The sequence below is a fragment of the Acidovorax sp. YS12 genome (genome assembly GCA_021496925.1).
Taxonomy (GTDB): Bacteria; Pseudomonadota; Gammaproteobacteria; order Burkholderiales; family Burkholderiaceae_C; genus Paenacidovorax.
In genome coordinates, this window is record CP053915.1 from 4,372,671 (window position 1) to 4,397,959 (window position 25,289).

Annotated in this window: 20 protein-coding genes; 8 read left to right on the top strand and 12 right to left on the bottom strand. The window is 70.4% G+C overall.

Translation table 11 applies throughout. The features are described 5' to 3' along the window. Window positions 1–20: 20 nt before the first annotated feature. From YS110_19655 to YS110_19680, 6 genes are all read right to left on the bottom strand, one after another. A complete protein-coding gene (locus tag YS110_19655; protein UJB66822.1) occupies window positions 21–1,460 on the bottom strand; it encodes an alkaline phosphatase in 1,440 nt (479 codons plus the stop codon). Between the two features lie 143 nt (window positions 1,461–1,603). Then, window positions 1,604–3,550: a DUF839 domain-containing protein gene (locus YS110_19660; protein ID UJB66823.1), complete on the bottom strand. Its 1,947-nt coding sequence runs from the start codon at window positions 3,548–3,550 to the stop codon at window positions 1,604–1,606. A gap of 149 nt (window positions 3,551–3,699) precedes the next feature. Then, entirely contained in the window at window positions 3,700–4,536 is an 837-nt protein-coding gene (locus tag YS110_19665) for a hypothetical protein (protein UJB66824.1), read from the bottom strand. An 11-nt stretch (window positions 4,537–4,547) separates the two neighbouring features. Continuing rightward, window positions 4,548–5,507, bottom strand: a complete 960-nt coding sequence (locus tag YS110_19670; protein ID UJB66825.1) for a homoserine kinase — start codon at window positions 5,505–5,507, stop codon at window positions 4,548–4,550. Window positions 5,508–5,586: 79 nt separating this feature from the next. Continuing rightward, window positions 5,587–5,949: a hypothetical protein gene (locus tag YS110_19675; GenBank protein ID UJB66826.1), complete on the bottom strand. Its 363-nt coding sequence runs from the start codon at window positions 5,947–5,949 to the stop codon at window positions 5,587–5,589. A gap of 34 nt (window positions 5,950–5,983) precedes the next feature. Next, window positions 5,984–6,403, bottom strand: a complete 420-nt coding sequence (locus tag YS110_19680; GenBank protein UJB66827.1) for a hypothetical protein — start codon at window positions 6,401–6,403, stop codon at window positions 5,984–5,986. Window positions 6,404–6,484: 81 nt separating this feature from the next. On the opposite strand from YS110_19680, the gene polA reads away from it, so the two are divergent. The 4 genes from polA (at window position 6,485) to YS110_19700 (ending at window position 11,370) form a co-directional block, all read left to right on the top strand. Next, window positions 6,485–9,271 carry a DNA polymerase I gene (gene polA / locus YS110_19685; protein ID UJB66828.1) on the top strand — a complete coding sequence of 929 codons (2,787 nt, stop codon included), beginning with the start codon at window positions 6,485–6,487 and terminating at the stop codon, window positions 9,269–9,271. Further along, window positions 9,268–9,474 carry a hypothetical protein gene (locus YS110_19690; GenBank protein UJB66829.1) on the top strand — a complete coding sequence of 69 codons (207 nt, stop codon included), beginning with the start codon at window positions 9,268–9,270 and terminating at the stop codon, window positions 9,472–9,474. Before polA ends, YS110_19690 begins: the two co-directional genes overlap by 4 nt. A 41-nt stretch (window positions 9,475–9,515) precedes the next feature. After that, complete coding sequence (locus YS110_19695) at window positions 9,516–10,409, top strand: dienelactone hydrolase family protein (protein ID UJB66830.1); 894 nt, start codon at window positions 9,516–9,518, stop codon at window positions 10,407–10,409. Between the two features lie 70 nt (window positions 10,410–10,479). After that, window positions 10,480–11,370, top strand: coding sequence for a ZIP family metal transporter (locus YS110_19700; GenBank protein ID UJB66831.1), 891 nt, complete (start codon window positions 10,480–10,482; stop codon window positions 11,368–11,370). Between the two features lie 70 nt (window positions 11,371–11,440). Here the strand turns inward: YS110_19700 and YS110_19705 are convergent, their stop codons facing one another. Continuing rightward, window positions 11,441–12,337 (bottom strand): helix-turn-helix transcriptional regulator, encoded by an 897-nt coding sequence (locus YS110_19705; protein UJB66832.1) that lies wholly within the window; start codon window positions 12,335–12,337, stop codon window positions 11,441–11,443. A gap of 120 nt (window positions 12,338–12,457) precedes the next feature. Here YS110_19705 and YS110_19710 point away from each other — a divergent pair, with 120 nt between their 5' ends. The 3 genes from YS110_19710 to YS110_19720 are packed head-to-tail and all read left to right on the top strand — an operon-like array spanning window position 12,458 to window position 16,657. Beyond that, window positions 12,458–14,443: a TonB-dependent receptor gene (locus tag YS110_19710; GenBank protein UJB66833.1), complete on the top strand. Its 1,986-nt coding sequence runs from the start codon at window positions 12,458–12,460 to the stop codon at window positions 14,441–14,443. A gap of 11 nt (window positions 14,444–14,454) precedes the next feature. Continuing rightward, complete coding sequence (locus tag YS110_19715) at window positions 14,455–15,450, top strand: methyltransferase (GenBank protein UJB66834.1); 996 nt, start codon at window positions 14,455–14,457, stop codon at window positions 15,448–15,450. Further along, entirely contained in the window at window positions 15,443–16,657 is a 1,215-nt protein-coding gene (locus YS110_19720) for an MFS transporter (GenBank protein ID UJB66835.1), read from the top strand. Before YS110_19715 ends, YS110_19720 begins: the two co-directional genes overlap by 8 nt. A gap of 52 nt (window positions 16,658–16,709) precedes the next feature. Here YS110_19720 and YS110_19725 read toward each other — a convergent pair whose 3' ends face one another. Beyond that, window positions 16,710–17,468 carry a response regulator transcription factor gene (locus YS110_19725; GenBank protein UJB66836.1) on the bottom strand — a complete coding sequence of 253 codons (759 nt, stop codon included), beginning with the start codon at window positions 17,466–17,468 and terminating at the stop codon, window positions 16,710–16,712. Between the two features lie 62 nt (window positions 17,469–17,530). After that, complete coding sequence (locus YS110_19730) at window positions 17,531–18,577, bottom strand: histidine kinase (GenBank protein UJB67526.1); 1,047 nt, start codon at window positions 18,575–18,577, stop codon at window positions 17,531–17,533. A 52-nt stretch (window positions 18,578–18,629) separates the two neighbouring features. Here YS110_19730 and argH point away from each other — a divergent pair, with 52 nt between their 5' ends. Beyond that, the gene (argH, locus tag YS110_19735) at window positions 18,630–20,102 is read left to right on the top strand and encodes an argininosuccinate lyase (protein ID UJB66837.1); all 1,473 of its coding nucleotides are present in this window, start codon (window positions 18,630–18,632) and stop codon (window positions 20,100–20,102) included. Between the two features lie 111 nt (window positions 20,103–20,213). Here the strand turns inward: argH and YS110_19740 are convergent, their stop codons facing one another. Genes YS110_19740 through YS110_19750 form a run of 3 tightly spaced genes read right to left on the bottom strand, consistent with a single transcriptional unit; the run spans window position 20,214 to window position 25,265 of the window. Beyond that, entirely contained in the window at window positions 20,214–22,160 is a 1,947-nt protein-coding gene (locus YS110_19740; protein ID UJB66838.1) for an MBL fold metallo-hydrolase, read from the bottom strand. 28 nt (window positions 22,161–22,188) lie between these two features. Further along, entirely contained in the window at window positions 22,189–23,802 is a 1,614-nt protein-coding gene (locus tag YS110_19745; protein UJB66839.1) for a GMC family oxidoreductase N-terminal domain-containing protein, read from the bottom strand. Further along, the gene (locus YS110_19750; GenBank protein UJB66840.1) at window positions 23,799–25,265 is read right to left on the bottom strand and encodes a coniferyl aldehyde dehydrogenase; all 1,467 of its coding nucleotides are present in this window, start codon (window positions 25,263–25,265) and stop codon (window positions 23,799–23,801) included. The genes YS110_19745 and YS110_19750 overlap by 4 nt, the downstream gene beginning before the upstream one ends. Window positions 25,266–25,289 lie beyond the last annotated feature (24 nt).

Sequence of the window (25,289 nt, forward strand, 5' to 3'; positions counted from 1 at the left end):
GTGTTGTGCGGGGCGCTGGCTTACAGGCCGAGGGACTTCTTGATGAGGCCGAACACCTCGTGGTTGGTCAGCACGCCGCTGAAGTTGTCCGCGCCCAGGCCGGTGGCGCCCAGGAACACGTCGCCGCCGCCGTGCGTCTCGCCGCCCGAGGGCATGGGCACCACGGCTTCCTGCAGGTAGTCGGCGCTCTCCAGCTCGGCGCTGCTGATCGGGGCGCGCACGGGCTTGTAGCCCGGGCCGTTGCCGAAGCCCAGCACGGTGTAGGGGTTGCCATCGACATCCTTCGAGGGCGCGCCCTTCACGTAGTCCTTCACCAGGCCCAGCACGCCAGGGTTGCCGGGCGCGGTCTTGCCGGTGATCCTGGCGTAGCCGTTCATCTGCAGCGTGTGGTCGTGGTCGGCGGTGACGACGACCAGCGTGTTCTTCAGCCCGGGGTCGACGGCTTGCATCTTCGCCAGCGCGGTCTTGATGGCGTTGTCGAAGGCCACGGTGTCCTGCAGCGCGCGGCGCGCGTTGGTGGCGTGCAGCGCGTGGTCGATGCGCCCGCCTTCCACCATCAGGAAGAAGCCCTTCTTCTTCGCGGCCAGCGCGTCGATGGCCTTGCCGGTCATCTCGGACAGGCTGGGCTCCCTGGATCCGTCGCGGTCCAGGTCGTAGGCCATGTGGTCCTTGGTGAACAGGCCGGCTATTTTTGTGCTGCCGTCCACGGGCAGCTTGTCGAACGCGGCCTTGTCGGCGGCGAAGCTGTACTTGGCCTTCTGCAGCTCGGCGATCAGGTCGCGCCCATCGTTGCGCCGGCCGCCAGCGGTGGCGGGCGTGAAGTAGTTCGTGCCGCCGCCGAAGACCACGTCGATGCCGTCGCCCAGCTTGGCGTTGTAGCCCGCGCCGCCGGGCACCAGGGCCGCGGCGATGGTGTTCTCGGCGTCGCGGTGGCACACGTGCGCATAGGTGGTGGCGGGCGTGGCGTGGGTGATGCGCGTGGTCGTCACCACGCCGGTGCCGTAGCCGGCAGCCTTCATTTGCTCCAGCAGCGTTTCCACCGCCGTGCCGTTGCCGCTGGCAGGGCAGGTGCTGTCGTACTTGACGTGGTAGGGCTTGCCGTCGGCGCCGGTGGCGCGGGTCTCGGGCGACATGGAGATGACCTCGTTGTTCATCTTCACGCCGGTCATGTAGGCGGCCATCGAGGGCGCGCTGTCGGTCACCTGGCCGTCGTTCGAGTAGGTGTGCACGAAGGCGGTCTCGGGCAACTGGTCCATGGTCAGCTCGCCCGTCTCGCCCACGCTGTAGATGCGCGCAGCCGTCAGCGTGGTGATGCCCATGCCGTCGCCGAGGAAGAACAGCACGTTCTTGGTCGGGGTTTGCGGCACGGGTGTGCTGCCGCCATCGCCGTCGCTCCCCCCGCAGGCGGTGACCAGCACGGATGCGCCTGCCAGCGCCGCACACAACAATTTCAGCTTCATTGGATTGCCCTCGATGGAGTCGTTGGTTGATCTGCGGGCAAATCTAGAAGGCGTGCATGACGGGGGTGTGACGGGGCCCATGAAAAAACCCGGCCGGGGCCGGGTCGTGCTGCGCATGCGCGGCGTGAGCCGCGCTGGGCGTCTTACAGGGTGGGTTGTTTGGCGCTGCCGGTCAGGTAGCCCACGGCGGCGCCGGCCTTGTTCTTGTAATTGGCCTTGATCAGCGGATCCAGTGTGTCTTTCACCACGTTGTGGATGCCGCCCCAGTCACCGGCGTGCTGGAAATTGCTCATGATGTAGGTCCAGCCGTTGATCTCGTCCACGGCGTGCAGGCCGGTCGATTCGCCGCCCGCGGGGATCGACATGAGGCGCGCGAGCTGCTTGGTGTCGACGTTGTAGGCCCACAGGAAGTTGTTCACGTGCTGGCTGCTGTCCTCGCCGATGAACAGGGTGCGCAGCTTCTCCGAGAACTTGAGGTTGTCGGGGTTGCAGACCTTGTTCGGGTTGCCGGTGTTGCCCAGCGCGTCGGCGGCGATGTCCTCGCCGGCCAGCAGGGCCTTGGTGTCCACGGGCATCCACTCGCTGTTGATGGCGGCGCCGGCGGTGTCCTTCTGGCCGCCGCGCAGGTTCAGTGCCATCACCACGCCGGCCTTGAGCTGCTTGGGGATGGAGATGCCGTTGCCCGGCACGTTCGCGGCGTCGCCGGCCACCATGGACTTTTCGCAGTTCTGCAGCGCCGAGTAGGCCACCTTGTCCCTGGCGTTGACGGTGGTGCCCTCCATCTTGGTGAAGCCCATGCTGGCGCCTTTGTATGCGGCGTAGCGATGGGTTTCCAGGAAGGCGGCGGCCTTGTCCATGCCGGGATTGATCTTGATCCACTCGGTCTTGCCGTTGGCCACGATCTTGGTGTAGCTGGCGTCGCCGGGATCCTTGGATTGCACGCTCATGATGTCGGCGGGCTTGAGCGTGTTGGCCAGATTCTCGATCTCGGCGCTGGTGGCCGACCCCAGCTTGATCCAGGTGAGCGGCGCGGCGCTGCCCGAGGCCGGGTCGATGGAGAAGCCCGCGCCCACCTTGGCGGCGTACAGCGTGCCGGAGGACAGGTCCTTCTCCTTGTCGGCCACGAAGACGAAGTAGGCGCTGTTGGTGGCGTCGTCGCCCATCAGCGCGGTGCGCTGGTCGGGCATCACCTGCACCAGCTCGTGCGAGATGCGGCCCATGCAGAAGTGCTTCTTGATGCTGCCGGTGCCATCGGGGTTCACCGTCACCTCGGGCATGTGGCCGTAGTGGTACGGGTTGGCTGCCGTCTCGCTGCCGTACAGGTTCTGGCTGTAGGCCTTGAACTGCGCGTTGCTGGCGGCGGTGAAGGCGTCGGGCTCGTACTCCTCGCTCGACAGGTGGGTGCCCCAGGGCGAGAGGCTGGCGCCGCAGGTGATCCACAGGCCGTGCACCTTGGAGGTGTCCACGTTGTGGTACTTCACCAGGCTCAGCTTGCCGGTGGCCTGGTCCTGGTCCAGCGTGAGCACGGCGATGGGCGAGGGCAGCTTGCCATACATGTCGGTCTTGCCGTCCTGCGCCCAGGTGGTGTACTCGAACTGCACCACGGCGAACACCGGCTTGCCCTTCACGCCGTCCACCTTGGCATTGGGTACGGTGAGCAGCGAAGTGCCGTCGGGCGAGTCGGAGAAGAACTGGCGCTCGGCGCCCGCCACGCTCTTGTCGATGATGGGCTGGTTGCGGATGTCCACGTAGCCGCCGGCCAGGATCTTGCCACCCTTGCCGTCGGCCACCAGGTCGCCGGTGATGAAGAAGGGCTGGTAGGCCAGCTGGTACGACTGCGCGCTGCCGTCGCTGAACTTCACGTCCAGCGCCGAGCCCACCGTGGTCGTGGCCATGGCGGCGGCGTTGGCCAGCGTGGGGGCGGCCATCGAGGTAAAGGATGCCGAGGCGAATGCGGCGCTGCTGCTGCCGCCACCGCCGCAACCCGTGGCCAGCAGCGCGGCCGTGGCGGTGGAGCCGAGGGGCAGCAGGGGGGCACTGGCCAGGAATTGCAGGGCCTTGCGGCGCGTGGGCTGGGGGGTATGGGACATGGTGGGGTCGTTATGTGGTCAAGAACGGAAGGAACAGGCGCCGTCCATCACGGCTGCCGCGGCCCATGCTAGGAAGCCCGTGTGACAGATCCGTGAAGGCAAAGAAAAACCCGGCCAGGGCCGGGTTGTGCTGGGGGGGCGCGGGACGGTCAGTCCACGGGCGGCGGCGGGGGCGCGTCTTCCGCGGCGGGCTCGGGCGCCGCCTGCAGGTACTGCTCGGGCGGCTCGAAGCAGTCGCGGAAGGTGAACACCACCGAGCTGAAGAACATGGCCGCCAGCACCATGGCCGCGCCGACCATGATGCCCCCGGCGGCGGTGCCGATGGCCAGCGACAGCAGCCCGGTGACCAGCGCCACCACCATGCCCACGGCCAGGAACACGCCCATCCAGGCCAGGCCGAAGACCGTGAAGGCGCCGAAGTTGCGCACGCAGGCCACGAGGCTGAAGAACAGCGCCTTGACCGGCGGCACGCCGTGCCAGTGCACCAGGCCGGGCGCGTGCCAGAACAGCAGCGACAGCGGCAGGTACAGCAGCACCGACAGCCACATCGCGCCCTGGAAGGCGGGGCTTTCGGCCACCTCCGGCGTCAGCCTGGCGCCGCCGAAGTAGACCTGGGCGAACTGCCCGCCGTCCACCAGTGCCGACAGGCCCATGATGCCCAGGAAGCCCACAGCGTACATGCCGCCCAGCGCCAGCATGGCGCGCAGGCGCTGCTGCCCGGTGCGAAACGCCACCAGCAGCAGCGCGGGCGTGGGAAAGCGGCCCTGCTGCGTCTCGGCCGTGGCCACCATCATGGCCAGCGTGGCCGAGGGCAGCAGCGCCAGCGCGATGGGCGCGCCCACCAGCGGCACCAGCGTGGCCAGCGACATGGCGGCCATGGTCATGAAAAACAGCGCTGCCAGCGCCAGCGGCTGGCGCCAGAACGCGCGCACGCCGAGCTGCACCCATTTCACGCCGGTGTAGGCGGGGACGATGCGAAGTTTCATGGCCTGGGAGTCTATGCGTCCATGTGCAAGGGGTGGTCAACGCGCGCGCGCAGCACGCGCTCGAAGTGTGCCGGGTCGTGGGCCTTCAGCATGCTGGCCTCGCGCGGCAGGTGGAAGTCCCACAGGCGCGAGATCCAGAAGCGCAGCGCCCCGGCGCGCGCCATGGCGGGCAGCAGCGCGCGCTCGGCGGCGCTGAGCGGGCGCACCGCCTGGTAGGCGGCCAGCATGGCCTGGGCGCGTGCGCCGTCGTGCGCGCCCGTGGGCAGGTCGATGCACCAGTCGTTCAGGCACACGGCCAGGTCGAACAGGAAGGTGTCCACCCCGGCGAAGTAGAAGTCGAAGAAGCCCGTGAGCCGCTCGCCGTCGAACATCACGTTGTCGCGGAACAGGTCGGCATGCACCGGGCCGCGCGGCAGCGCCGCGTAGCTGCTGCCGGCGGCCACGTGGTTCTGGTACGCCAGCTCGGCGCGCAGCAGGGCGCTCTGCGCCTCCTGCAGGTAGGGCAGCACCACGGGCACGGTCTCGTTCCACCACGGCAGGCCGCGCAGGTTGGGCTGGCTGCGTTCGTAGCCGCGCCCGGCCAGGTGCATGCGCGCCAGCATCGCGCCCACGGCTGCGCAGTGCACGGAGGCCGGGGCCAGCTGGCTCTTGCCGGCGAGCTTTTGCACGATGGCGGCGGGCTTGCCGCACACCTGGTGCAGGATGTCGCCGCTCTCCCGGTCGGCCTGCGGGTCCGGCACGGGGATGCCCTTGTGCGCCAGGTGCTTCATCAGGTACAGGTAGAAGGGCAGTTGCTCGGCGCTCAGGCGCTCGAACAGGGTCAGCACCCATTCGCCCTGGTCGGTGCTGAGGAAGTAGTTGGTGTTCTCGATGCCGCCCTCGATGCCGCGCAGGCCCGTGAGCCGGCCCAATGACAGGCGTTGCAGCAGCGCCTGCGCTGCGTCTTCGGAAACTTCGGTGAAAACAGCCATGGTGCGAACAGGCGCGCCATGGCGCCTGCAATCCGGAAATTCGGTCGGGGAAGGTGAGGAAGGAGGGGGGGCGCGCGCGTCAGAACTTGAGCACGTTCCACACGCGCGGGCCGTTGGTGTCGGTGCTGTCGCTGCGGCTGCGGGTGTGCGGGCTCTGGGTGCCGGGCTGCACCTCGTAGGCCGGCAGCTCGCCGGTCTTGGGCTGCACGGTGATGGTCTGGGTCTGGCCGCCCACGCGCAGCTCGTCCACGCGGCTGCCTTCGTCCTCGACCTGGATGCGCTCGGCGCGCTGGTTCAGGCGGGAGTCTTTTTGCTCATCTCTTTGTAGCTGCTGGCGCTTGTCTGGCGCGCCTTCGGGGCTGTTTTGGCCCATATTCTGGGCAAGGACGGAGGCGCTGGCCAGGCAGGCCAGCAGCGTGAGGGTGGTGGAAACGGCGCGCATGGCGCGATTGTAGGCGGGTGCGCCGTCCCAGCGCTCAGCGCTGCGGCGGGCAGCCCTGGGCCGTGCAGGCGCTGGTGTGCTGGGTGATCAGGCCGCGGTAGTTCTGCCCCATCTGGCCCATGCGCGCACACACGTCGCCGCGCGCGTCGAAGGCATAGCCCTGGCTGGCATCGGCGTTGAGCAGTTCCACGCGCGCCAGGCCGGCCTGGGCGAAGGCCTGCGGCTGGCGCCACTGCGGGGCGCAGATGCTGTGGAAGACGAAGGTGGCGTACACCAGCTCGGTTACCTCGGGCTTGCCCATTTGCAGCTGCAGCACGCCCTGCTGCATGCGCGCGGCCGTGAGGCCGTTGCCCAGCAGGGGCTTTTGCAGCACCTCGGGCACGTTCTGGAAGGCCGGTTCGGCCAGGGCGAGGGTGCAGGCGCTGGCCAGCAGCAAGGGCAGGAGTTTTTTCATGGCGGTTTCCTTCGGCATCGGCGGATTGTGCCGTTGCGTGAAGCCTTTCACGGCCTTTTCCTTGCGGTGACAATCGCCCCCATGACGCAAGACAAAACCTTGGTGCTGGTCGATGGCTCCAGCTACCTGTACCGCGCCTTCCACGCCATGCCCGACCTGCGCGCCGTGCCCGGCGACCCGGCGAGCAGCCCCACCGGCGCCATCCGCGGCATGGTCAACATGCTGCAGGCGCTGAAGAAGGACGTGGCGGCCGACTACGCGGTGTGCGTGTTCGACGCCAGCGGCCCCACCTTCCGCGACGCCATCTACCCCGAGTACAAGGCGCACCGCCCCGCCATGCCCGAAGAGCTGCGCGCGCAGATCGAGCCCATCCACGAGGTGGTGCGCCTGCTGGGCTGGACGGTGCTGGCGATTCCCGGCGTCGAGGCCGACGACGTGATCGGCACGCTGGCGTGCATGGCCGCGCGGCAGGGCGTGCAGGTGGTGGTCTCCAGCGGCGACAAGGACCTGAGCCAGCTGGTGAACGAGCGCATCACCATCATCGACACCATGAACGGCAAGAAGCGCGATGTGGCCGGGGTGACGGCCGAGTTCGGCGTGCCGCCCGAGCGGATGATCGACTTCCAGGCCCTGGTGGGCGACGCGGTGGACAACGTGCCGGGCGTACCCAAGGTCGGCCCGAAGACCGCTGCCAAGTGGCTGGGCGAGTACGGCTCGCTCGACGCGCTGATGGCCCGCGCGGGCGAGATCAAGGGCGTGGCCGGCGAGAACCTGCGCGCCACGCTGGGCTGGCTGCCCACCGGGCGCCAGCTCGTCACCATCAAGACCGACTGCGACCTGAGCGCGCACGTGGCGGGCCTGCCTGCTCTTGATTCGATAGCTGCTGGCGCACAGCAGACGGGCGCTTTGGCCGGTTTTTATGAAAAATACGGTTTCAAGGGCCTGGCGCGCGCGCTGCAGCAGGCCAGCCCGGCGCCCACCCCCGCCGTGGCCATGCCCGGCGAGAGCGGCGACCTGTTCGCCGACCACAGCGCCAGCCCCGTGGCCGAGGCGGCGCAGCAGCGCAGCGTGGTGTACGACACCATCCTGAACTGGGCCGATTTCGACCAGTGGCTGGCCCGGCTGCTGAAGGCCGACCTGGTGGCGCTGGACACCGAGACCGACTCGCTCGACGCCCTGCGCGCGCAGATCGTCGGCATCTCCTTCAGCGTGCAGCCGGGCGAGGCGGCCTACGTTCCGCTGCGCCACGAAGGGCCGGACACCTCGGCGCAACTGCCGCTCGAAGAGGTGCTGGCGCGCCTCAAGCCCTGGCTGGAGGACGCGCGCCACGCCAAGCTGGGCCAGCACGTCAAGTACGACCGCCACGTGCTCGCCAACCACGGCATCGAGGTGCGCGGCTACGTGCACGACACCATGCTGCAGAGCTACGTGCTCGAAGTGCACAAGCCGCACAACCTCGCCAGCCTGGCCGAGCGCCACACCGGCCGCACTGGCCTGAACTACGAGGACCTGTGCGGCAAGGGCGTGCACCAGATCCCGTTCGCCCAGGTGCCGGTGGACAAGGCCGCCGCCTACTCGTGCGAGGACTCCGACCAGACGCTGGAAGTGCACCAGGCCCTGTGGCCGCTGCTGCAGGCCAACGAGCGCCTGCGCGCCATCTACGAACTGGAGATGGCCAGCAGCGAAACCCTGTTCCGCATGGAGCGCAACGGCGTGCTGATCGACGCCGCGCTGCTGGCGCAGCAGAGCCACGAGCTGGGCCAGCGCATCGTGCAACTGGAGCAGGAGGCCTACGAGATCGCAGGCCAGCCGTTCAACCTCTCCAGCCCCAAGCAGCTCGGCGAGATCTTCTTCGACAAGCTCGGCATGCCCGTGGTGAAGAAAACCGCCACCGGCGCGCGCAGCACCGATGAGGAGGTGCTGGAAAAGCTCGCCGAGGACTACCCGCTGCCCGCCAAGCTGCTGGAGCACCGGTCCTTGAGCAAGCTCAAGGGCACCTACACCGACAAGCTCGGCACCCTGGCACTGCCGCGCACCGGGCGCGTGCACACGCACTACGCGCAGGCCGTGGCGGTGACCGGGCGCCTGTCGAGCAATGAGCCGAACCTGCAGAACATCCCCGTGCGCACGCCCGAGGGGCGGCGCATCCGCGAAGCCTTCGTGGCGCCGCCGGGGCGCGTCATCGCCAGCGCCGACTACAGCCAGATCGAGCTGCGCATCATGGCCCACATCAGCGGCGACCAGTCGCTGCTGCACGCCTTCCAGCACGGCCTGGACGTGCACCGCGCCACGGCGGCCGAGGTGTTCGGCGTGCCCGTGGACCAGGTCAGCAGCGAGCAGCGCCGCTATGCCAAGGTCATCAACTTCGGCCTCATCTACGGCATGAGCAGTTTCGGCCTGGCCAAGAACCTGGGCCTGGACAACCAGGCCGCCAAGAACTACATCCAGCGCTACTTCGAGCGCTACCCCGGCGTGCAGCAGTACATGGAGGAAACCAAGGCCCGCGCCAAGTCGCTGGGCTATGTGGAAACCGTGTTCGGCCGCCGCCTGGTGCTGCCCGAGATCAACTCGCCCAACGGCCCGCGCCGCGCCGCCGCCGAGCGCGCGGCCATCAACGCGCCCATGCAGGGCACGGCGGCCGACCTCATCAAGCGCGCCATGGTGGCCGTGCAGGCGCGCCTGGACGCCGAGAAGCCCGAGATCCTGATGGTCATGCAGGTGCACGACGAACTGGTGTTCGAGCTGCCCGAGAGCGCCGTGGACTGGCTGCGCCGCGAGGTGCCGCGCACCATGGCCGGCGTGGCCGCGCTGAAGGTGCCGCTGGTGGCCGAGGTGGGCGTTGGGCGCAACTGGGAAGAGGCGCATTGAAGGACAAGCAATCCGTGGCCGACAAGCAGGCGACGGCTGTCCTGCTGGCGGAAGGATTCGCCTTCGCCGTGCAAGTCGGCCTGATCTCGGGCGCCGCCATCGTTGCGGCGCTGGGCAAGTTCCTGCTGGCCTTGCTGCTGCTGGGGCTGGCCTGGGGCCTCGTGCGGCGGTTGCGGCGGCGCAAAGCGCAGCGCATGGCGTAAAAAGCCAGTCCCTCTCTTTTCTTTTTTCAAGGAGCAATGCCATGGCGTTTGACGAACTGAAGCAAGACCTCGATGCCCTCGTGCCCGGCCAGCCCGCCGGAGGCGCCAGCCGCCGTGCTGCACTGCACCTGATGCTGGGCGCGGGCTATGCCGCCGCCGCCGCGCCGGTCATGGCGCAGACCGCCATCCAGACGCCCGCGCAGGGGCTGGCTGCGGGCATGGTGCAGATCGACGCGGGCGGCTTCCAGATGCCCGCCTACCGCGCCGCGCCCGAGGGCCGCAGCGGCCTGCCCGTGGTGCTGGTGGTGCAGGAAATCTTTGGCGTGCACGAATACATAGCCGACGTGTGCCGCCGCCTGGCGCACGCGGGCTACCTGGCCATCGCCCCGGCGCTGTACGCGCGCCAGGGCGACCCCGCGCAGTACACCGAGGTGGCGCGCCTGCTGAGCGAGCTGGTCGCCAAGGTGCCCGACGCGCAGGTGCTGGGCGACCTGGACGCCACCGTGCGCTGGGCCGGCGCCCACGGTGGCGACCTGGCCCGGGTGGGCGTCACCGGCTTTTGCTGGGGCGGGCGCATCACCTGGCTGTACGCGGCCCATGGCCCGGTGAAGGCGGGCGTGGCCTGGTACGGGCGGCTCGCGGGCGAGGCCAGCGCGCTCGCGCCGCGCCATCCGCTGGACGTGGCCGCCACGCTCAAGGCGCCGGTGCTGGGCCTGTATGGCGAAAAAGACAGCGGCATCCCGCTTGACATGGTCGATAAGATGAAAGAGGCCCTGCACAAGGGTTCGGCCGCCGCCCAGGCGTCCGAGTTCGTGGTCTACCCCGACGCGCCGCATGCCTTCCATGCCGACTATCGCCCGAGCTTCCGCAAGGAAGCCGCCGAGGACGGCTGGAAACGGGCGCTGGCCTGGTTCAAACAGCACGGCGTGGCCTGACCGCCAAGCCCTTCGGGGCTTTTTTTGATGAAAACCGGCGCAGACCCTTGTGGGGAAAGCGCTAGAAGCTATGACATTGCTAGCAATTCTCCTGGCCACCCTGGCCGCCGGCATCGGCAGCGTCTGGGTGGCCGCGTTCCTGATGCGCGCCGGCCTGGCCGAACCCAAGCGCCAGGTCGGCCCGCAGCAACTGCTGAGCCTGGCGGCCGGGGCGCTGCTGGCCACGGCCTTCATGCACCTGCTGCCCGAGGCGTTCGAGAGCGCCGTGGAAGCGCGCCACCTGTTCGCCACGCTGCTGGTGGGCGTGGTGTTCTTCTTCCTGCTCGACAAGGCCGAGCTGTGGCACCACGGGCACGAGCATGGGCACGACCACGCGGGCCACGGCCATGAACACAGTGACGCGCACGGCCATGGCCATGCGCACGATCACCACCATGCCCCCGCCACGGGCGGCTGGGCCGTGCTCACGGGCGACAGCGTGCACTGCTTTGGCGACGGCGTGCTCATCGCCTCGGCCTTCATGGCCGACATGCGCCTGGGCTTGGTGGCGGCGCTGTCGGTGCTGGCGCACGAGGTGCCGCACCACATGGGCGACCTGATGGTGCTGCGCCAGAGCAGCGCCAGCCGCCGCATGGCGCTCATCAAGGTGTCCCTGGCCGGCGCCGTGACGGCGCTGGGCGGGCTCACGGGCTACTTCCTCGTGGGGCAACTGCACGACTGGCTGCCGTACTTCCTGGCCGTGGCGTCGAGCAGCTTCGTCTACGTGGCGCTGGCCGACCTGATTCCGCAACTGCAGCGCCGCCTGAGCGCGCGCGAAACCGTGGTGCAGGTGGTGTGCCTGCTGGCGGGCATGGCGATGGTGATGGCGGTGAGCAGCCTGGCGCACCGCTACGCCCACGACCACGGCGCGGCGCACGGCCATGCGCATGACCATGGGCACGAGGATGGGCACGGGCATTGATCCGTGCATTCAGGGCTTTTTAGGCCCCCAGCCCTTGCCTGGCAAGCGCCAGGCGCTATGAAAAAAAGAGTCACCGCTGCCGCCCCTGGCGCTTCGGCGCATGGCCGAAGTAGCGCGCATACGCGGTGCTGAAGTTGCCCGGATGGGCGTAGCCCACCTGCCACGCGGCCTGGGCCACCTGGCAGCCCGATTCCAATAGCGCCCGGGCCCGCTCCATGCGCATCTGCAGCAGCATCTGGCCTGGCGGCATGCCGAAGGCGGCGCGAAAGCCCGCCTTGAAGCGCGTCTCGCTCATGCCCACGGCGGCGCTCAGGTAGGCCAGCGTCAGGGGGCGATCCATCTGCGCGCGCATCAGGTCGCGGGCTCGCTCCAGCGGCGCGTGGCCGCGCGGGCGGGGCGGCGGCGCGTGCGCGGCCAGGCCGAGCGCGCGCACCTGGTCGGCCAGCAGGCTCAGGGCGTGGATGCGCCCGTCCAGCAAGGCCAGGCCCGGGGCATCGGCGCTGGCCCGGTACAGCGCCAGCGCGTGGCCCAGGCTGGCCGCCGGGGTGCGCGCCGACGCCAGCGGCCGCACGCCGCGCGCGGGCATGAGCCGCGCGCACGCCTCGGTGCCCAGCCAGCGCGCCAGCACCTGTTCCTGCACCAGCAGGCGCAACTGCGCCACGCGCTCGCCGGCGGCATAGCGGCGCTCGCCCGCGCTGCCCAGGAACGCAGCGGCGGTGGTGAAGCCTTCGTCGAAGCCCAGCACCTCGCCCTGCGTGCTGCGGTAGTGCGAGCGCCCTTGCAGCCCCACGGTCAGCACCAGCGTGCCGCCTTCGGGCGGATTGGCGTGGGACTGGGCCGCGTCGCGCGCCGGCAGGCAGCACGAGCGCACGGCGGACAGGCCCGGCTCGATCTCCAGCCGCTCGGCCGTGCCGCCGTCCACCGTGGGAAGGCGTGTCCAGGCCGGGGAAGGTGAAGAGGGGTGCATGGGGGGCAGGGCGGGCCGCTCGCATACGAAAACGGCCCGATCGCAAAGGAGATTGGATGATAGTCATTCTCATCAAAATCACACTGCGAGCCAACCCCGTACCGCACGAAAGAGCCGCAGATGACGCGATACCGCCTTCCCCTCACGCTGGGTGTCCTGGCCGCCCTTCACCCCCTGGCCCAGGCCGCCGAAGACGCCCTGGCCACGCTGCCCGATGTCACCGTCACGGTGAACAAGCAGGCCCAGCCGCTGGACAACGTGCCCGCCAGCGTGTCTGTGCACGACGGCGGGCAGCTCGAAGCTGCCGGCGTCACGCGCCTGCAGGAGCTGGAGCAGAGCACGCCCGGCCTGGTGTTCCAGCCCTTCGGCCAGGCGGGCGTGAATGCGCCGGTGATGCGCGGCGTCACGGCGCAGTTCTTCTCGTTCTCGTCCTCGACGCTGCTGCTGGTCGATGGCGTGCCCTCGCTCTTGGCGCAGGGCTTCGACGATGGCTTGCTCGACATCGACCGCGTGGAGGTGCTGCGCGGCCCGCAGTCCACGCTGTATGGCCGCAACGCCGAGGCCGGGGTCATCAGCATCCACACGCGCCAGCCCGGCAACGCGTCGCGCACGGCCGTGTCCGCCGGGCTGTCGAGCCGTTCGGGCCGCTCGCTGCGCTTCGACCTGAGCCGCCCGCTGGTGGCCGACACGCTGTACGCCAGCATCGCGGGCGAGGCCAGCAGCCAGCACGGCTTCATCGACAACCTGGCAACGGGCCGGCGCGAGGACGGCCGCGAGCGCCGCAACCTGAAGCTGGCGCTGCGCTGGACGCCGGGTGCCGGCACCGACGCCACGCTGCGCTACACGCGCCAGGAGTTCCACGACGGCGCGGCGCTCTGGGGATCGCCCAGCGCGCCGCGCGCCACCGTGCAGTCGGGCACGCCGAGCTGGAACCGCTCGTTCGGCGACGGCCTGTCGCTGGACGTGGCGCACGGCTTCGCCAGCGGGCTCAAGCTGCGCTCCATCACCGCCTACCACAGCGTGCGCGACCGCATCCAGCAGGACACGGACTTCCAGCCCGCCGACATGCTGCACATCGCCCGCGACCACCACCTGCGCACGCTGTCGCAGGAGCTGCGCCTGGAGGGCCGCGCGGGCGCCGCCCAATGGCTGGCCGGCCTGTACGCCGACCGTGACGACCACGACCTGCTCAACGAACAGAAGCTGCCCATGGGGTTGACGCGCCTGCCGGCCACCACGAAAGGGCACGGCACGGCGCTGTTCACGCACTGGACGCTGCCGCTGGCGCCCGGCTGGACGGCCGAGGCCGGCGCGCGGCTGGAGCGCAGCACGGTGCGTTTTGCCAGCGGCAACGCCGAGCAATCGCAGGCCCACACGCACGCGCTGCCCAAGCTCGCGCTGCGCTGGCAGTTCGCGCCCACGGCGCAGGTCTATGCTAGCTACGGGCAGGGCGTGCGCGGCGGCGGCTTCAACGTCTTCGTGCCCGCCGCCAACTACGCTGCCTATGCGCCCGAAAAGTTGCGCTCGCTCGAATTCGGCATCAAGGGCCACCTGGCCGGCCAGCGCCTGCGTTATTCGGCCGCCGTCTACCGCATGGACATGCGCGACATGCAGGTGCAGCAAATGCCCGTGCCCGGCATGGTCTACATCACTAACGCGGCATCGGGCCACTCGACGGGCGCGGAGCTGGAGCTGAACTGGCTGCTGGGCCAGGGCTGGCAACTGCAATCGGGGCTGGCGCTGAACCGTACGCGCTTCGACCGCTTCCAGGACGGTGCCAATACCTACGACGGCCACCGCAACCCCTTCGCGCCCGACGTGCAGGCCCACGTGGGCGTGCGCTATGACGCCCCCGCGGGCTGGCACGCGCAGGCGCAGGTCAGCGGCATGGGCCGGGTCTATCTGGACGCGGCCAACCGCTACCAGCGCCCCGGCTACGGCCTCGTCAACCTGCAGGCGGGCCGCAGCTTTGGCCCGGTGGAGCTGAGCGCCTATGTGCGCAACGCTGCCAACCAGCGCTACGACGCCGTGGGCTACCAGAACGGCATTGTCACCGTCTACAGCCCGCCGCGCGAATTCGGCCTGCGGCTGACATGGCGCATGTGAGGAGCGACGCCATGAACCCCCACCCCATGCAACCCTGCTGGGACTTGGCCGCCGCCGCCGTGCAGGCCGAGGCCATCGACTGCGCGCTGGCGCTGGGCCTGTTCGACGCGCTGGCCGAACCGCAAACCGCCCAGGAACTGGCCGCGCGCCGCGGCCTGCACGCCGCCAACACGGCGCATCTGCTGGAACTGCTGTGGAGCCTGGGCCTGCTGCAGGCCGCCGAGGGCCGCTACGCCCTGGCCCCGGTGGCGCGCGATTTCCTGGTGCGCGGCGCGCCCGGCTTCTGCGGCGATGCCTGGCGCTACCGCCTGGACGCGCTGCGCGGGCACGCCCGGCGGCTGCGCGCGCAGGTCGAGCATGGGCCGCAGCCGCAGTCCGCCACCGGCGCGGGCTGGGCCGAGGCGGCGCGCGCGCAGATCGGGCAGGAGCAGCGCGCCGTGAGCGCGGCCGGCGCGCTGGAGATCGTCCAGCGCCTGCCGCGCGCCGCCCAGGCCACGCGCCTGCTCGACCTGGGCGGCGGCCCTGGCTGGATGGCCATCGCGTTGGCACGGCACCTGCCGCGCCTGACCGGCGTGGTGTTCGACGGGCCGGAAACCGCCGCCGTCGCGCAGGAGAACATCGACGCGGCCGGCCTGGGCCAGCGCCTGCGGGCGCAGGGCGGCGACGTGGCGGGCGATGTGATCGGCGCGGGGTTCGATCTCGTGTGGTGCTCGTCCGTGCTGCACTTCGTGCCCGACATCGCCGCCGTGCTCGCCAAGGTGCACGCGGCCCTGGTGCCGGGCGGCCTGTTCATCTGCGTGCACGCCGAGCGGCCCGCCGACCCGCAGGAGGCCGCGCGCGTGCTGCCCTACTACCTGCCCATGCGCCTGCTGGGCCGCCACGTGCTGCCGCAGGGCGGCACGGCGGCGGCGCTGGCGCGCGCGGGCTTCACGGTGGTGGACAGCTTCATTTCACACCAATTCCCCATGACCCCGGTGCAGGTGGTGGTGGGAGCGCGCCATGGCTGAGCGCGCGCGCCTCGCCGCGCTGCAGGCGCTGTTCGCGTGGCTGCACCTCGCGCTCACCGCGCCCAGCGTCTACCTGTGGCTGGGCCTGCCGCTGCTCATGCGCCAGCAGGGCTGGTCGGGCGTGCAGATCGGCCTGTTCCAGCTGGCGGGCCTGCCGGCGGTCGCCAAATTCCTGCTCGCCCGCCCGGTGGAGCGTGGCCCGCGCCGCTACCGCGCCTGGGGCGTGGGCCTGTGCCTGGCGCTGGCCGCCGTGCTGGTGCTACTGGGCTGGGCCGACCTGCTCGCCAGCCCGGCGCAGCTGTTCGCGCTGGCCTTTGCGGCGGCGCTGCTGGCGACCTGGGCCGACATTCCCGTCAACGCCTTGGCCATCCGCCACCTGCCCGCCGGCGAGCAACTGCGCGCGGGCGCGCTGCGCTCGGCGGCGCTGTCGCTGGGCGCCATCGCGGGCGGCGGGCTGATGCTGCTGGTGCAACTGCGCTGGGGCTGGCGCGCGCCGTTCTGGGCGCTGGCGGGCATGCTGGCACTGGGCGCGGCGCTGCTGTGCCTGCTCCCGCCCGGACCGGCTGGGGGCAGGGCGGCCCGCGTTCCCGCCTCGCTGTGGCAGGACTGGCGCGGCTACATCGCCCAGCCCGGCGCGCGCGGCTGGACGCTGCTGCTGGTGCTGTACTTTCCCTTCGTCGGCACGGCGTGGTTCTATCTCAAGCCGTTGCTGCTCGACCTGGGCTTCGACGCACAGCGCGTGGCGCAGATGGCGGGTGTGGGCGGCGGCGTGGTGGCGGCGGCTGCCAGCGGGGTGGCGGCGTACCTGGCGCGCCGCATCGGGCTGCGCCGCGCCGTGCCCGTGGGCGCCTGGCTGGGGTGCGCGTCCCTGGCCGCGCTGGCGCTGGTGGCGGCCTTGCGGCCCCCGGCGGCGGCCGTGTTCGCGGCGGCTGCAGGCGTCGCCGTCGCCATGGGTTACATCGCCGCGCTGGCTTTCGCGCTGACCATGCACTTCGCGCGCCCGCAGGCCGCGGCAGCGGACTACGGCGTGCAATCGAGCCTGTTCGCGTTCAGCCGTGTGCTGGTGCCCGCCGTGGGCGGCTGGCTGCTCGACCGCGCGGGCTACGCCGGGCTGCTGGCGGGCCTGGCCGCCGCGATGCTGGGCGTGTGCCTGCTGTGCATGCAGCGGGCGGCCACGCTGCCGGGCCAAGGGTTTCAAAAAGAATAGCTGCCAGCGCTTTCTGGATAAGGGCTGGAGCCGTTTTTCCCTGCAAAACAGGTCAGCGCGCGATTTCCTCGCGCACGGCGGCCATCTGGCGGCGCGACACCGCCACGGGCTCGGCCAGCCCGTGCAGGCGCACGGCCCAGCCGTCGCCTTCCTCGGGGTCGCAGTATTTCTCCAGCGCGCGCATGGCGTGGCGTGCCACCAGGGCGTTGCGGTGCACGCGCAGGAAGTAGGCGGGGTGGCGCGCCTCGAAGTCCTGCAGTGCGCCGTCGAGCACATAGGTGCGCTGCGCCGTGCGCGCGGTGATGTATTTCTGCTCGGCCTTGAGGTACAGCACCTCGGCCAGCGGCAGGCGCTCGGTGCGGCCCCGGTCCTGGATCAGCAGCGCTTCGCCCTCGGCGGCGGGCGCGGGCGCCGGGGCGGGCGCGGGGCCGCGCCCGCGCTGCACCTTGGCCAGGGCCTGCTGCAGGCGCTGCAGGCGCACCGGCTTGGTGAGGTAGTCCACCGCGTCGAGCTCGAAGGCGCTCACGGCATGGTCGGCGTGCGCGGTGACGAACACGATGGCCGGCGGCCGGGGCAATGCGCGCAGCGCGTGCGCCAGCGCCAGGCCGTCCTGGCCGGGCATGTGGATGTCGAGCAACACGGCATCGACGGCGCGGCCGCTGGGCGACTGCAGCAGCGCCAGCGCCTCGGCGGCGTGCGCGGCCTCGGCCACGGTGTAGCGCGGCTGCGGCTGCTGCGCCTGGCAGTCGGCCAGCAGCGTGCGCAGGCGCGCGCGGGCCAGGGCTTCGTCGTCCACGATCAGGATGTGCATGGGATTTCCAGTCCGGTCAGGACGTGTGAATGAGCGGGCATGGCGGGTTCTTTTACACGTTCTCAGCAGGGGATCGAAATGCGCACCTGGTACAGGCCGTTCTTCACCTTGGTGCTGAACTGCGCCTGCACGTCGTGCAGCAGGGCCAGGCGGGCGCGCACGTTGTCCAGGGCGATGCCGTGGCCGCGCGTGCTGGCGCCGCTCTCGTGCTGCGGCGGCAGGGTGTTGGTGATGCGCACCACCGCGCGGTCGCCGCGCCGCTGCGTGGCGATGCGCAGCTTGCCTCCCTGGCTGCTGGGTTCCACGCCGTGCTTGACGGCGTTCTCCACCAGCGGCTGCAGCAGCAGCGGCGGCAGGCGCGCGCCGTCGGCGGCGGGGTCGAGCAGCCACTGCACGCGCAGGCGCGCGCCGAAGCGCACCTGCTCGATCGCCAGGTAGCGCTGCGCGAGCTGGATTTCCTCGCCCAGCGTGGCTGATTCGCCCTGCTCGACCAGCGCGTGGCGGAACAGGTCGCTCAGGTCCTCGAGCAGCGCCTCGGCCTGCGCGGGCTCGGCGCGCACCAGGGCGATGGCGCTGTTGAGCGTGTTGAACAGGAAGTGCGGGCGGATGCGCGCCTGCAGCTCGGCCAGGCGCGCCGTGGTGGTGGCCGGCGCGCGGGCGCGCGCGCGCAGCACCAGGCCCGCCACCAGCAGGGCCGAGAGCAGCGCGCCCGAGGCGGCGCAGGCCAGCCAGGGCGGGCTGCCGGGCTGCACCAGCGCCAGCATGGCGCCGGCCAGCAGCCCGGCCAGGGCGCCCAGCAGCACGCCCGCCGTGTACTGCTGCGCGATCGACAGGCGCTGCAGCCAGAGCTTGAGGCTGCAGGCCGCCAGCAGCCAGGCCAGCGTGGCGGGCAGCACGCCGCCCGTGAGTAGCGCCAGGCCGGCCAGCCACTGCGCGGGCGTATCGGTGGCGAACAGGGCGCCCACGCCGGCCACGGCCTCGACGAACAGCACGGCGCGCAGCACCACGCCAGCGTGGCAGGCGTCGAAAACCAGGGCGCGCGTGGGCGCGGCCGTGGCGGTGGCTGTAGCGGAGGGGGAAGGCGTCGATAAAATTTGCGTCTCCTGCAGTGCGGCGTCCGGGTGTTCCGGGGGCCGGAACCCTTCGGATTATTCCCTTCCCATGCCTACCAGCCAATCCACGCGCGCGCCCGCGCAGCCCTCCGCCAACCAGCTCGACACCAAGGCCCAGGCCTGGTCTGCCCTGTTTTCCGAGCCCATGAGCGACCTGGTCAAGCGCTACACGTCCAGCGTGTTCTTCGACAAGCGCCTGTGGCAGGCCGACATCGCGGGCAGCCTGGCGCACGCCGAGATGCTGGCGGCGCAGGGCGTCATCGGCCAGGAAGACCATGCCGCCATCCAGCGCGGCATGGCGCAGATCACGTCCGAGATCGAATCCGGCGCCTTCGAATGGAAGCTGGACCTGGAGGACGTGCACCTGAACATCGAGGCGCGCCTGACCCAGCTCGTGGGCGACGCGGGCAAGCGCCTGCACACCGGCCGCAGCCGCAACGACCAGGTGGCCACCGACGTGCGCCTGTGGCTGCGCGGCGAGATCGACCTGATCGCCGGTCTGCTGAAAGAACTGCAGGTGGCGCTGGTCGAGGTGGCCGAGCAGAACGTCGAAGTCATCCTGCCCGGCTTCACCCACCTGCAGGTGGCCCAGCCCGTGAGCTTCGGCCACCACATGCTGGCCTACGTGGAGATGTTTGCGCGCGACGCCGAGCGCATGGCCGACGTGCGCCGCCGCACCAACGTGCTGCCGCTGGGCAGCGCCGCGCTGGCGGGCACCACCTACCCGCTGGACCGCGAGCGCGTGGCGCGCACGCTGGGCATGGAGGGCGTCTGCCAGAACAGCCTGGACGCCGTGAGCGACCGCGACTTCGCCATCGAGTTCACGGCGGCGGCCAGCCTGTGCATGGTGCACGTGAGCCGCCTCAGCGAGGAGCTCATCATCTGGATGAGCCAGAACTTCGGCTTCATCCGCATCGCCGACCGCTTCACCACCGGCTCGTCGATCATGCCGCAGAAGAAGAACCCCGACGTGCCCGAACTCGCGCGCGGCAAGACCGGCCGCGTGGTGGGCCACCTGATGGGCCTGATCACGCTGATGAAGGGCCAGCCCCTGGCCTACAACAAGGACAACCAGGAAGACAAGGAGCCGCTGTTCGACACCGTGGACACGCTCAAGGACACGCTGCGCATCTTCGCCGAGATGGTGGGCGGCCAGTTCAACGCCGAAACGGGCCAGAAGGAGGGCGGCATCACCGTCAACCCCCAGGCCATGGAAGACGCGGCCAAGAAGGGCTACGCCACCGCCACCGACCTGGCCGACTACCTGGTGAAAAAGGGCCTGCCCTTCCGCGACGCGCACGAGACCGTGGCGCACGCGGTGAAGGCGGCTACGTCGCACGCCTGCGATTTGTCGGAGCTGCCGCTGGCGGTGCTGCAAGGCTTCCACCCCGCCATCGAGAAGGATGTCTATGAGGTATTGAGCCTGCGCGGCTCGCTCAACGCCCGCAACACCCTGGGCGGCACCGCGCCCGCGCAGGTGCGCACGCAACTGGCGCGCCACCGTGCGCGGCTGGCGGCCTGACTATCAAAAAGTGAGCTGCTTGCGCCTGTCCATCCACGGTTTCAGATAGAAAAGTATCTGAAACTTAGGAATGGAAAGCGCTAGCAGCTCTTTTTTATGTAGCGCACCCCGTCACGGCGTGACGATGTTGAACAAGGGGTCGAACTCCATCAGGTTCGTCAGCACGGCCCCCAGCGCCTTCGGGTTGCCCTCGATCCTGGCCTCGCCCGCCTCGACCAGCTTGGGCAGCGGCACCTTGGCGAGCAGCATCTTGAAGAAGGCCGCGCGCGTGAGCGACAGCGTGGCGTCCGGGCTGGCGAGCTGGCGGCCCTTGGTGTTGTTGAGCACCGCGTTCGACAGCTCCAGCGCGTAGGTTTCGTTGGCATCGGTGAAGTTGACCTGCGTCGCCAGCGTCAGGCCGTCCACCTTCTGGTGGTCCAGCCGCACGGCGAGAAAGTCGAAGATCATCTCCAGCGTCATGCCGCGCACCATGTCCGGCCCCTGGGTGCTCAGGCGCACCGGCTTGGCGCCCTGGCGCAGCTCCTGCGCGCCCGTCAGGTAGGCGTTGCGCCACACGCCCGATTCGGCCTGGTAGCCCATCTGCTCCAGCGTGGCGGCCTGCTGCAGGCGGGCGGCCTCGTTGCCCGGCTCGGCCATCACGGCGTGGTTGCCCAGCACGGCGGCCCAGCGGTAGTCGCCCGCGTCGAAGGCGGTGCGCGCCTGCTTCAACACGGCGTCGATGCCGCTCATGGCCTTCACGTAGCGCTGCGACGATTCCGCCACCGGCAGCGGGTCCAGCGTGGCGGGGTTGGCGTCGTAGTAGCCCAGGTAGAAGTTGTAGACGGCGCGCAGGTTGTGGCTGAGTGTGCCGTAGTAGCCGTGGGTGGAGAAGTCGTTCTTCAGCCCCTGCGGGAAGAAGGTGGCGTTGGCGATGTCGTCCATCTTGCGCCCCTGGTTGAGCAGGCCGACGGCCTGGTCGTGGATGAAGCGGTAGGCGTCGCGCTGGTGCGCCAGATGCTGGCGGATGCGGTCCGCGCCCCACACCGGCCAGTGGTGGCTGCGGAAGGCCACCTGCGCCTGCGGGAAGGCGTCGATCATGCGGTTGATGTACTTGCTCCAGCCCAGCGCGTCGCGCATCTGCGCGCCGCGGATGGTGTAGATGTTGTGCATGTTGGCCGTGACCACCTCGGACAGGCACAGCGCCTTCAGGTCGGGGAAGTAGAAGGCGAATTCCGCCGGGGCTTCCGAGCCGTTGGCCATCAGGAACTGGATGCGCACGCCGTCCACCACGCGCTCCTCGCCGGTCTGGCGCACGATGTCGGTGGGCGGGATCAGGCCCATGGAGCCCACAGAAACCGTTTTGCCCAGGCCCGAGCCGACCGCGCCGCGCTCGCCAAAGGCCAGCGGAGTGCCGAACTGGTATTGGGCGCGCCGCGTCATGGCGTTGCCGGCCAGCACGTTCTCGGCCACGGCATGCTCCATGAAGCCCTCGGGCGCGATGATGGACACCTTGCCTGCGCGCACGTCGGCTTCATCGACCACGCCGCGTACGCCGCCGAAGTGGTCCACGTGGCTGTGCGTGTAGATCACGGCCACCACGGGCTTGTGGCCCAGTTGCTGCATGGCGAAGGCCAGCGTGGCTTTCGCCGTCTCGGCGGTCAGCAGCGGGTCGATCACGATCCAGCCGGTCTTGCCCTGCACCAGTGTCATGTTGGCGAGGTCGTAGCCGCGAATCTGCCAGATGCCATCGGTCACCTTGAACAGGCCGGCCTGGTTGTTGAGCTGTTCCTGGCGCCACAGGCTGGGGTTGACGCTGTCGGGCGCGGCCCCCCGGATGAAGGCGAACTGCCCGCCGTCCCAGGCAATATTGCCCTGGGCGTCGCGGATCACCCCGCCGGGCAGCGTGGCTACCAGGCCGCGCGAGGCGTCCTCCAAGTCCTGCGGCTGGGCCAGATCGTAGGCGGCGGCGACGGCGCGGTTGGCCTGGGCGGTGGCGGGCGTGGTGGGCTGCGGTTCGTGGGCGTGGGCGAGCGGCAGCGCGCCCAGCGCGGCCAGAACGAGGGTGTGGCGGATTCTCATGGTGATGTCTCCTGGTTGGTGTGTGGTTTCAAAGCGGGGCGTGTGCGCGGATCAGGTCGGCGGCCTTCTCGGCGATCATGATCGCGGGGGCGTTGGTGTTGCCGCCGATCAGCGTGGGCATGATGGATGCGTCGGCCACGCGCAGGCCGGCGATGCCGTGCACGCGCAATTGCGCGTCCACCACGGCCATCGGGTCGCTGGCGGGGCCCATGCGGCAGGTGCCCACGGGGTGGTACTGGGTGTCGGCGCGGCGGCGGATGTCTGCGGCCATGCCGGCGGGGTCGTCGAGGCGCGTGGGGTACAGCATCGGGCCGCGAATGCCGTCGAAGGGGCGGGACTCGATGATGCGCTGCTGCATTTGCGCGCCCCACAGCAGCAGCGCCAGATCGCGCTCGTCGCTGAGGAACTGCGGGTCGATGCGCGGTGCCTGGCGCGGGTCGGTGCCGTTCAGGCCCACGCTGCCCCGGCTGAAGGGGCGCAGCACCTCGACGTGGCAGGAGATGCCGTGGCCCGCGTGCAGCTTGCGCGCGTGGTCGTCCACGATGGCGAGCACGAACACCAGTTGCAGATCGGGCACCGGCACATCGGGCGCGGAGCGCACGAAGGCCCCCGCCGTGGCGAACGGCGTGGTGACCCTGCCTGAGCGCTGGCTGCGCCATTGCAGCGCCGCTGCTGCCATGCGGGCCGCGCCGCGTGCCGAGAGGCCGAACGTCTCGGCGCTGCTGGGCACGCGCCAGGTCTGCACATAGTCGATGTGGTCTTGCAGGTTCTGCCCCACGCCCGGCAGCGCATGGGCCACGGCGATGCCGTGGCGTTGCAGTTCCTCCTGCGGGCCGATGCCCGACAGCAGCAACAACTGCGGCGAGCCGAACGCGCCGCTGCACAGCACAGTCTCGCGCCGCGCACGCACCTGCCGCAACTGGCCGCCCTGGTGGTAGGCCATGCCCGTGGCGCGCCGCCCGTCGAGCAGCACACGCGCCGCCACGGCCTGCGTGACCACCTTCAGGTTGGGCCGCGACAGGTGGGGCGTGAGGAAAGCCTTGGCCGCGCTGCAACGCTCGCCGTCGCGCTGCGTCACCTGGTAGAGGAAGGAGCCCTCCTGCTCCGCGCCGTTGTAGTCCGGGTTGGCGGTGAGGCCGTGCATCTGCGCAGCCTCCTGGAACATCTGGTTGACGGGGCTGTCGTGGCGCGGGTAGGTCACGTTCAGCGGGCCGCCCTGGCCGTGGAAGGCGTCGGTGAACTGCTCGTTGTGCTCGCTGCGCCTGAACAGCGGCAGCACCTCGTCGTACGACCAGCCGGGGTTGCCCAGCGCGGCCCAGCGGTCGTAGTCCCAGCGGTTGCCGCGCACGTAGAGCATGGCGTTGATGGAGCTGGAGCCGCCCAGCACCCTGCCGCGCGGCTGGTAGCCGCGCCGCCCGTTCAGGCCCGGCTGCGGCACGGTGTCGTACCCGTAGTTGTTGATCTTGGTGGGCAGCATCGCCACCACCGCCGCCGGGGCGTGGATCAGCACGCTCTTGTCGGGGCCGCCCGCTTCCAGCAGGCAGACGCTGGTGCCGGGGTCTTCGGACAGGCGCGCGGCCAGCGCGCAGCCCGCCGAGCCCGCGCCGGAGATGACGTAATCGAATTCTTCAAGGGCGTTCATGGGGTGTCTTTTCGAGAGGTTTGCAGCGCCGGGTCGCCCGCGCCCAGCCACAGCCGCAGCACCAGGCGCTGCACGGCGTTGCCGAAGGGCGGGTAGAACAGGCCGATGGGAAAGAAGCGGTGGCGCAGGAACACGGTGCGCGCGTGCGAAAGCTCGCGGAAGCCCTCCTCGCCGTGGTAGGTGCCCATGCCCGAGTTGCCCACGCCGCCGAAGGGCGCGTCGTGGTTCAGCACGTGCCAGCCCCAGTCGTTGACCGTGACGCCGCCCGAGTGCGTGTGCGCCAGCAGCCGCCGGCGCGCCGCCGCGTCGTGGCCGAAGGCGTACAGCGCCAGCGGGCGCGGGCCGCCCTGGATGATGGCGATGGCGTCGTCCAGCGTGTCGTAGGCCAGCACCGGCAGGATGGGGCCGAAGATTTCCTCCTGCGCGATGCGCATGCGCGGCGTCACGCCGGTCACGATGTGCAGCGGCATCTGCCGGCCCGTGCCGCCCTCGGCGCAGGCGATGACCGTGGCGCCCTGGGCGCGCGCGTCGTCCAGCAGCGCGGCGATGCGCTGGCGGTGGCGCTCGTTGACCAGCGCGGTGTAGTCGGGGTGGCCCTGCACGCGCTGGCCGTACAGGCGGGCGAACGCGGCCTGCGCCTGCTGGGCGAAGGCTTTCACGCTGGCGCGGGGCACCAGCGCGTAGTCGGGCGCGACGCAGATCTGCCCGCAGTTGGCCGCCTTGCCGTGGACGATGCGCGTGGCCGCCTCGGCGATGTCGCAGCCGGGCAGCACCACGGCGGGCGACTTGCCGCCCAGCTCCAGCGTCACCGGCGTGAGGTGCTCTGCGGCGGTGCGCATCACGGTGCGGCCCACGGCGGGCGAGCCGGTGAACACGATGTGGTCGAAGGGCAGGGCGGTGAATTCGCCGGGGTCGAGCAGCTCCTCGCCCACCACCGCCACCTGGTCTTCGCTGAACGCCTCGGCCAGCAGGCGGCGCAGGCAGGCGTTGGTGGCGGGCGTGGCCTCGGGCATCTTCACCATCACCCGGTTGCCCGCGGCCAGCGCGGCGGCCAGCGGCCCCAGCGCCAGGTAGATGGGGAAGTTCCAGGGCACGATCACGCCGACCACGCCCTTGGGCTGGTAGGTCACGCGCAGGCGGTTGGTCAGGAACAGCAGTTCGGTCGAGCGCCTGCGCGGCTTCATCCAGCGCCCGAGGTGGCGCAGGGCGTGGTTGATCTCCAGCGTCGAGCCCAGGATGTCGAGCATCCTGGACTCCGCCGGTGCGCGGTAGCCGAAGTCCTGGCTCATGGCCTCGGCCAGCACGTCCTGGTGCCGCAGCAGTTCGCGCTTGAGGCGGCGCAGGTCGTCCCGGCGCTGGGCGGCGCTGGGGCAGGGCGCTTGAAGGAAGGCGCGCCGCTGGCGCTCGAACAGGGCGGCGTGGCGCGCTGGCGGGGCTGCCGTGGCCGCAAGGCGGTCGTTCATGCGTGTCTCCGGTGTGTTTTGGCC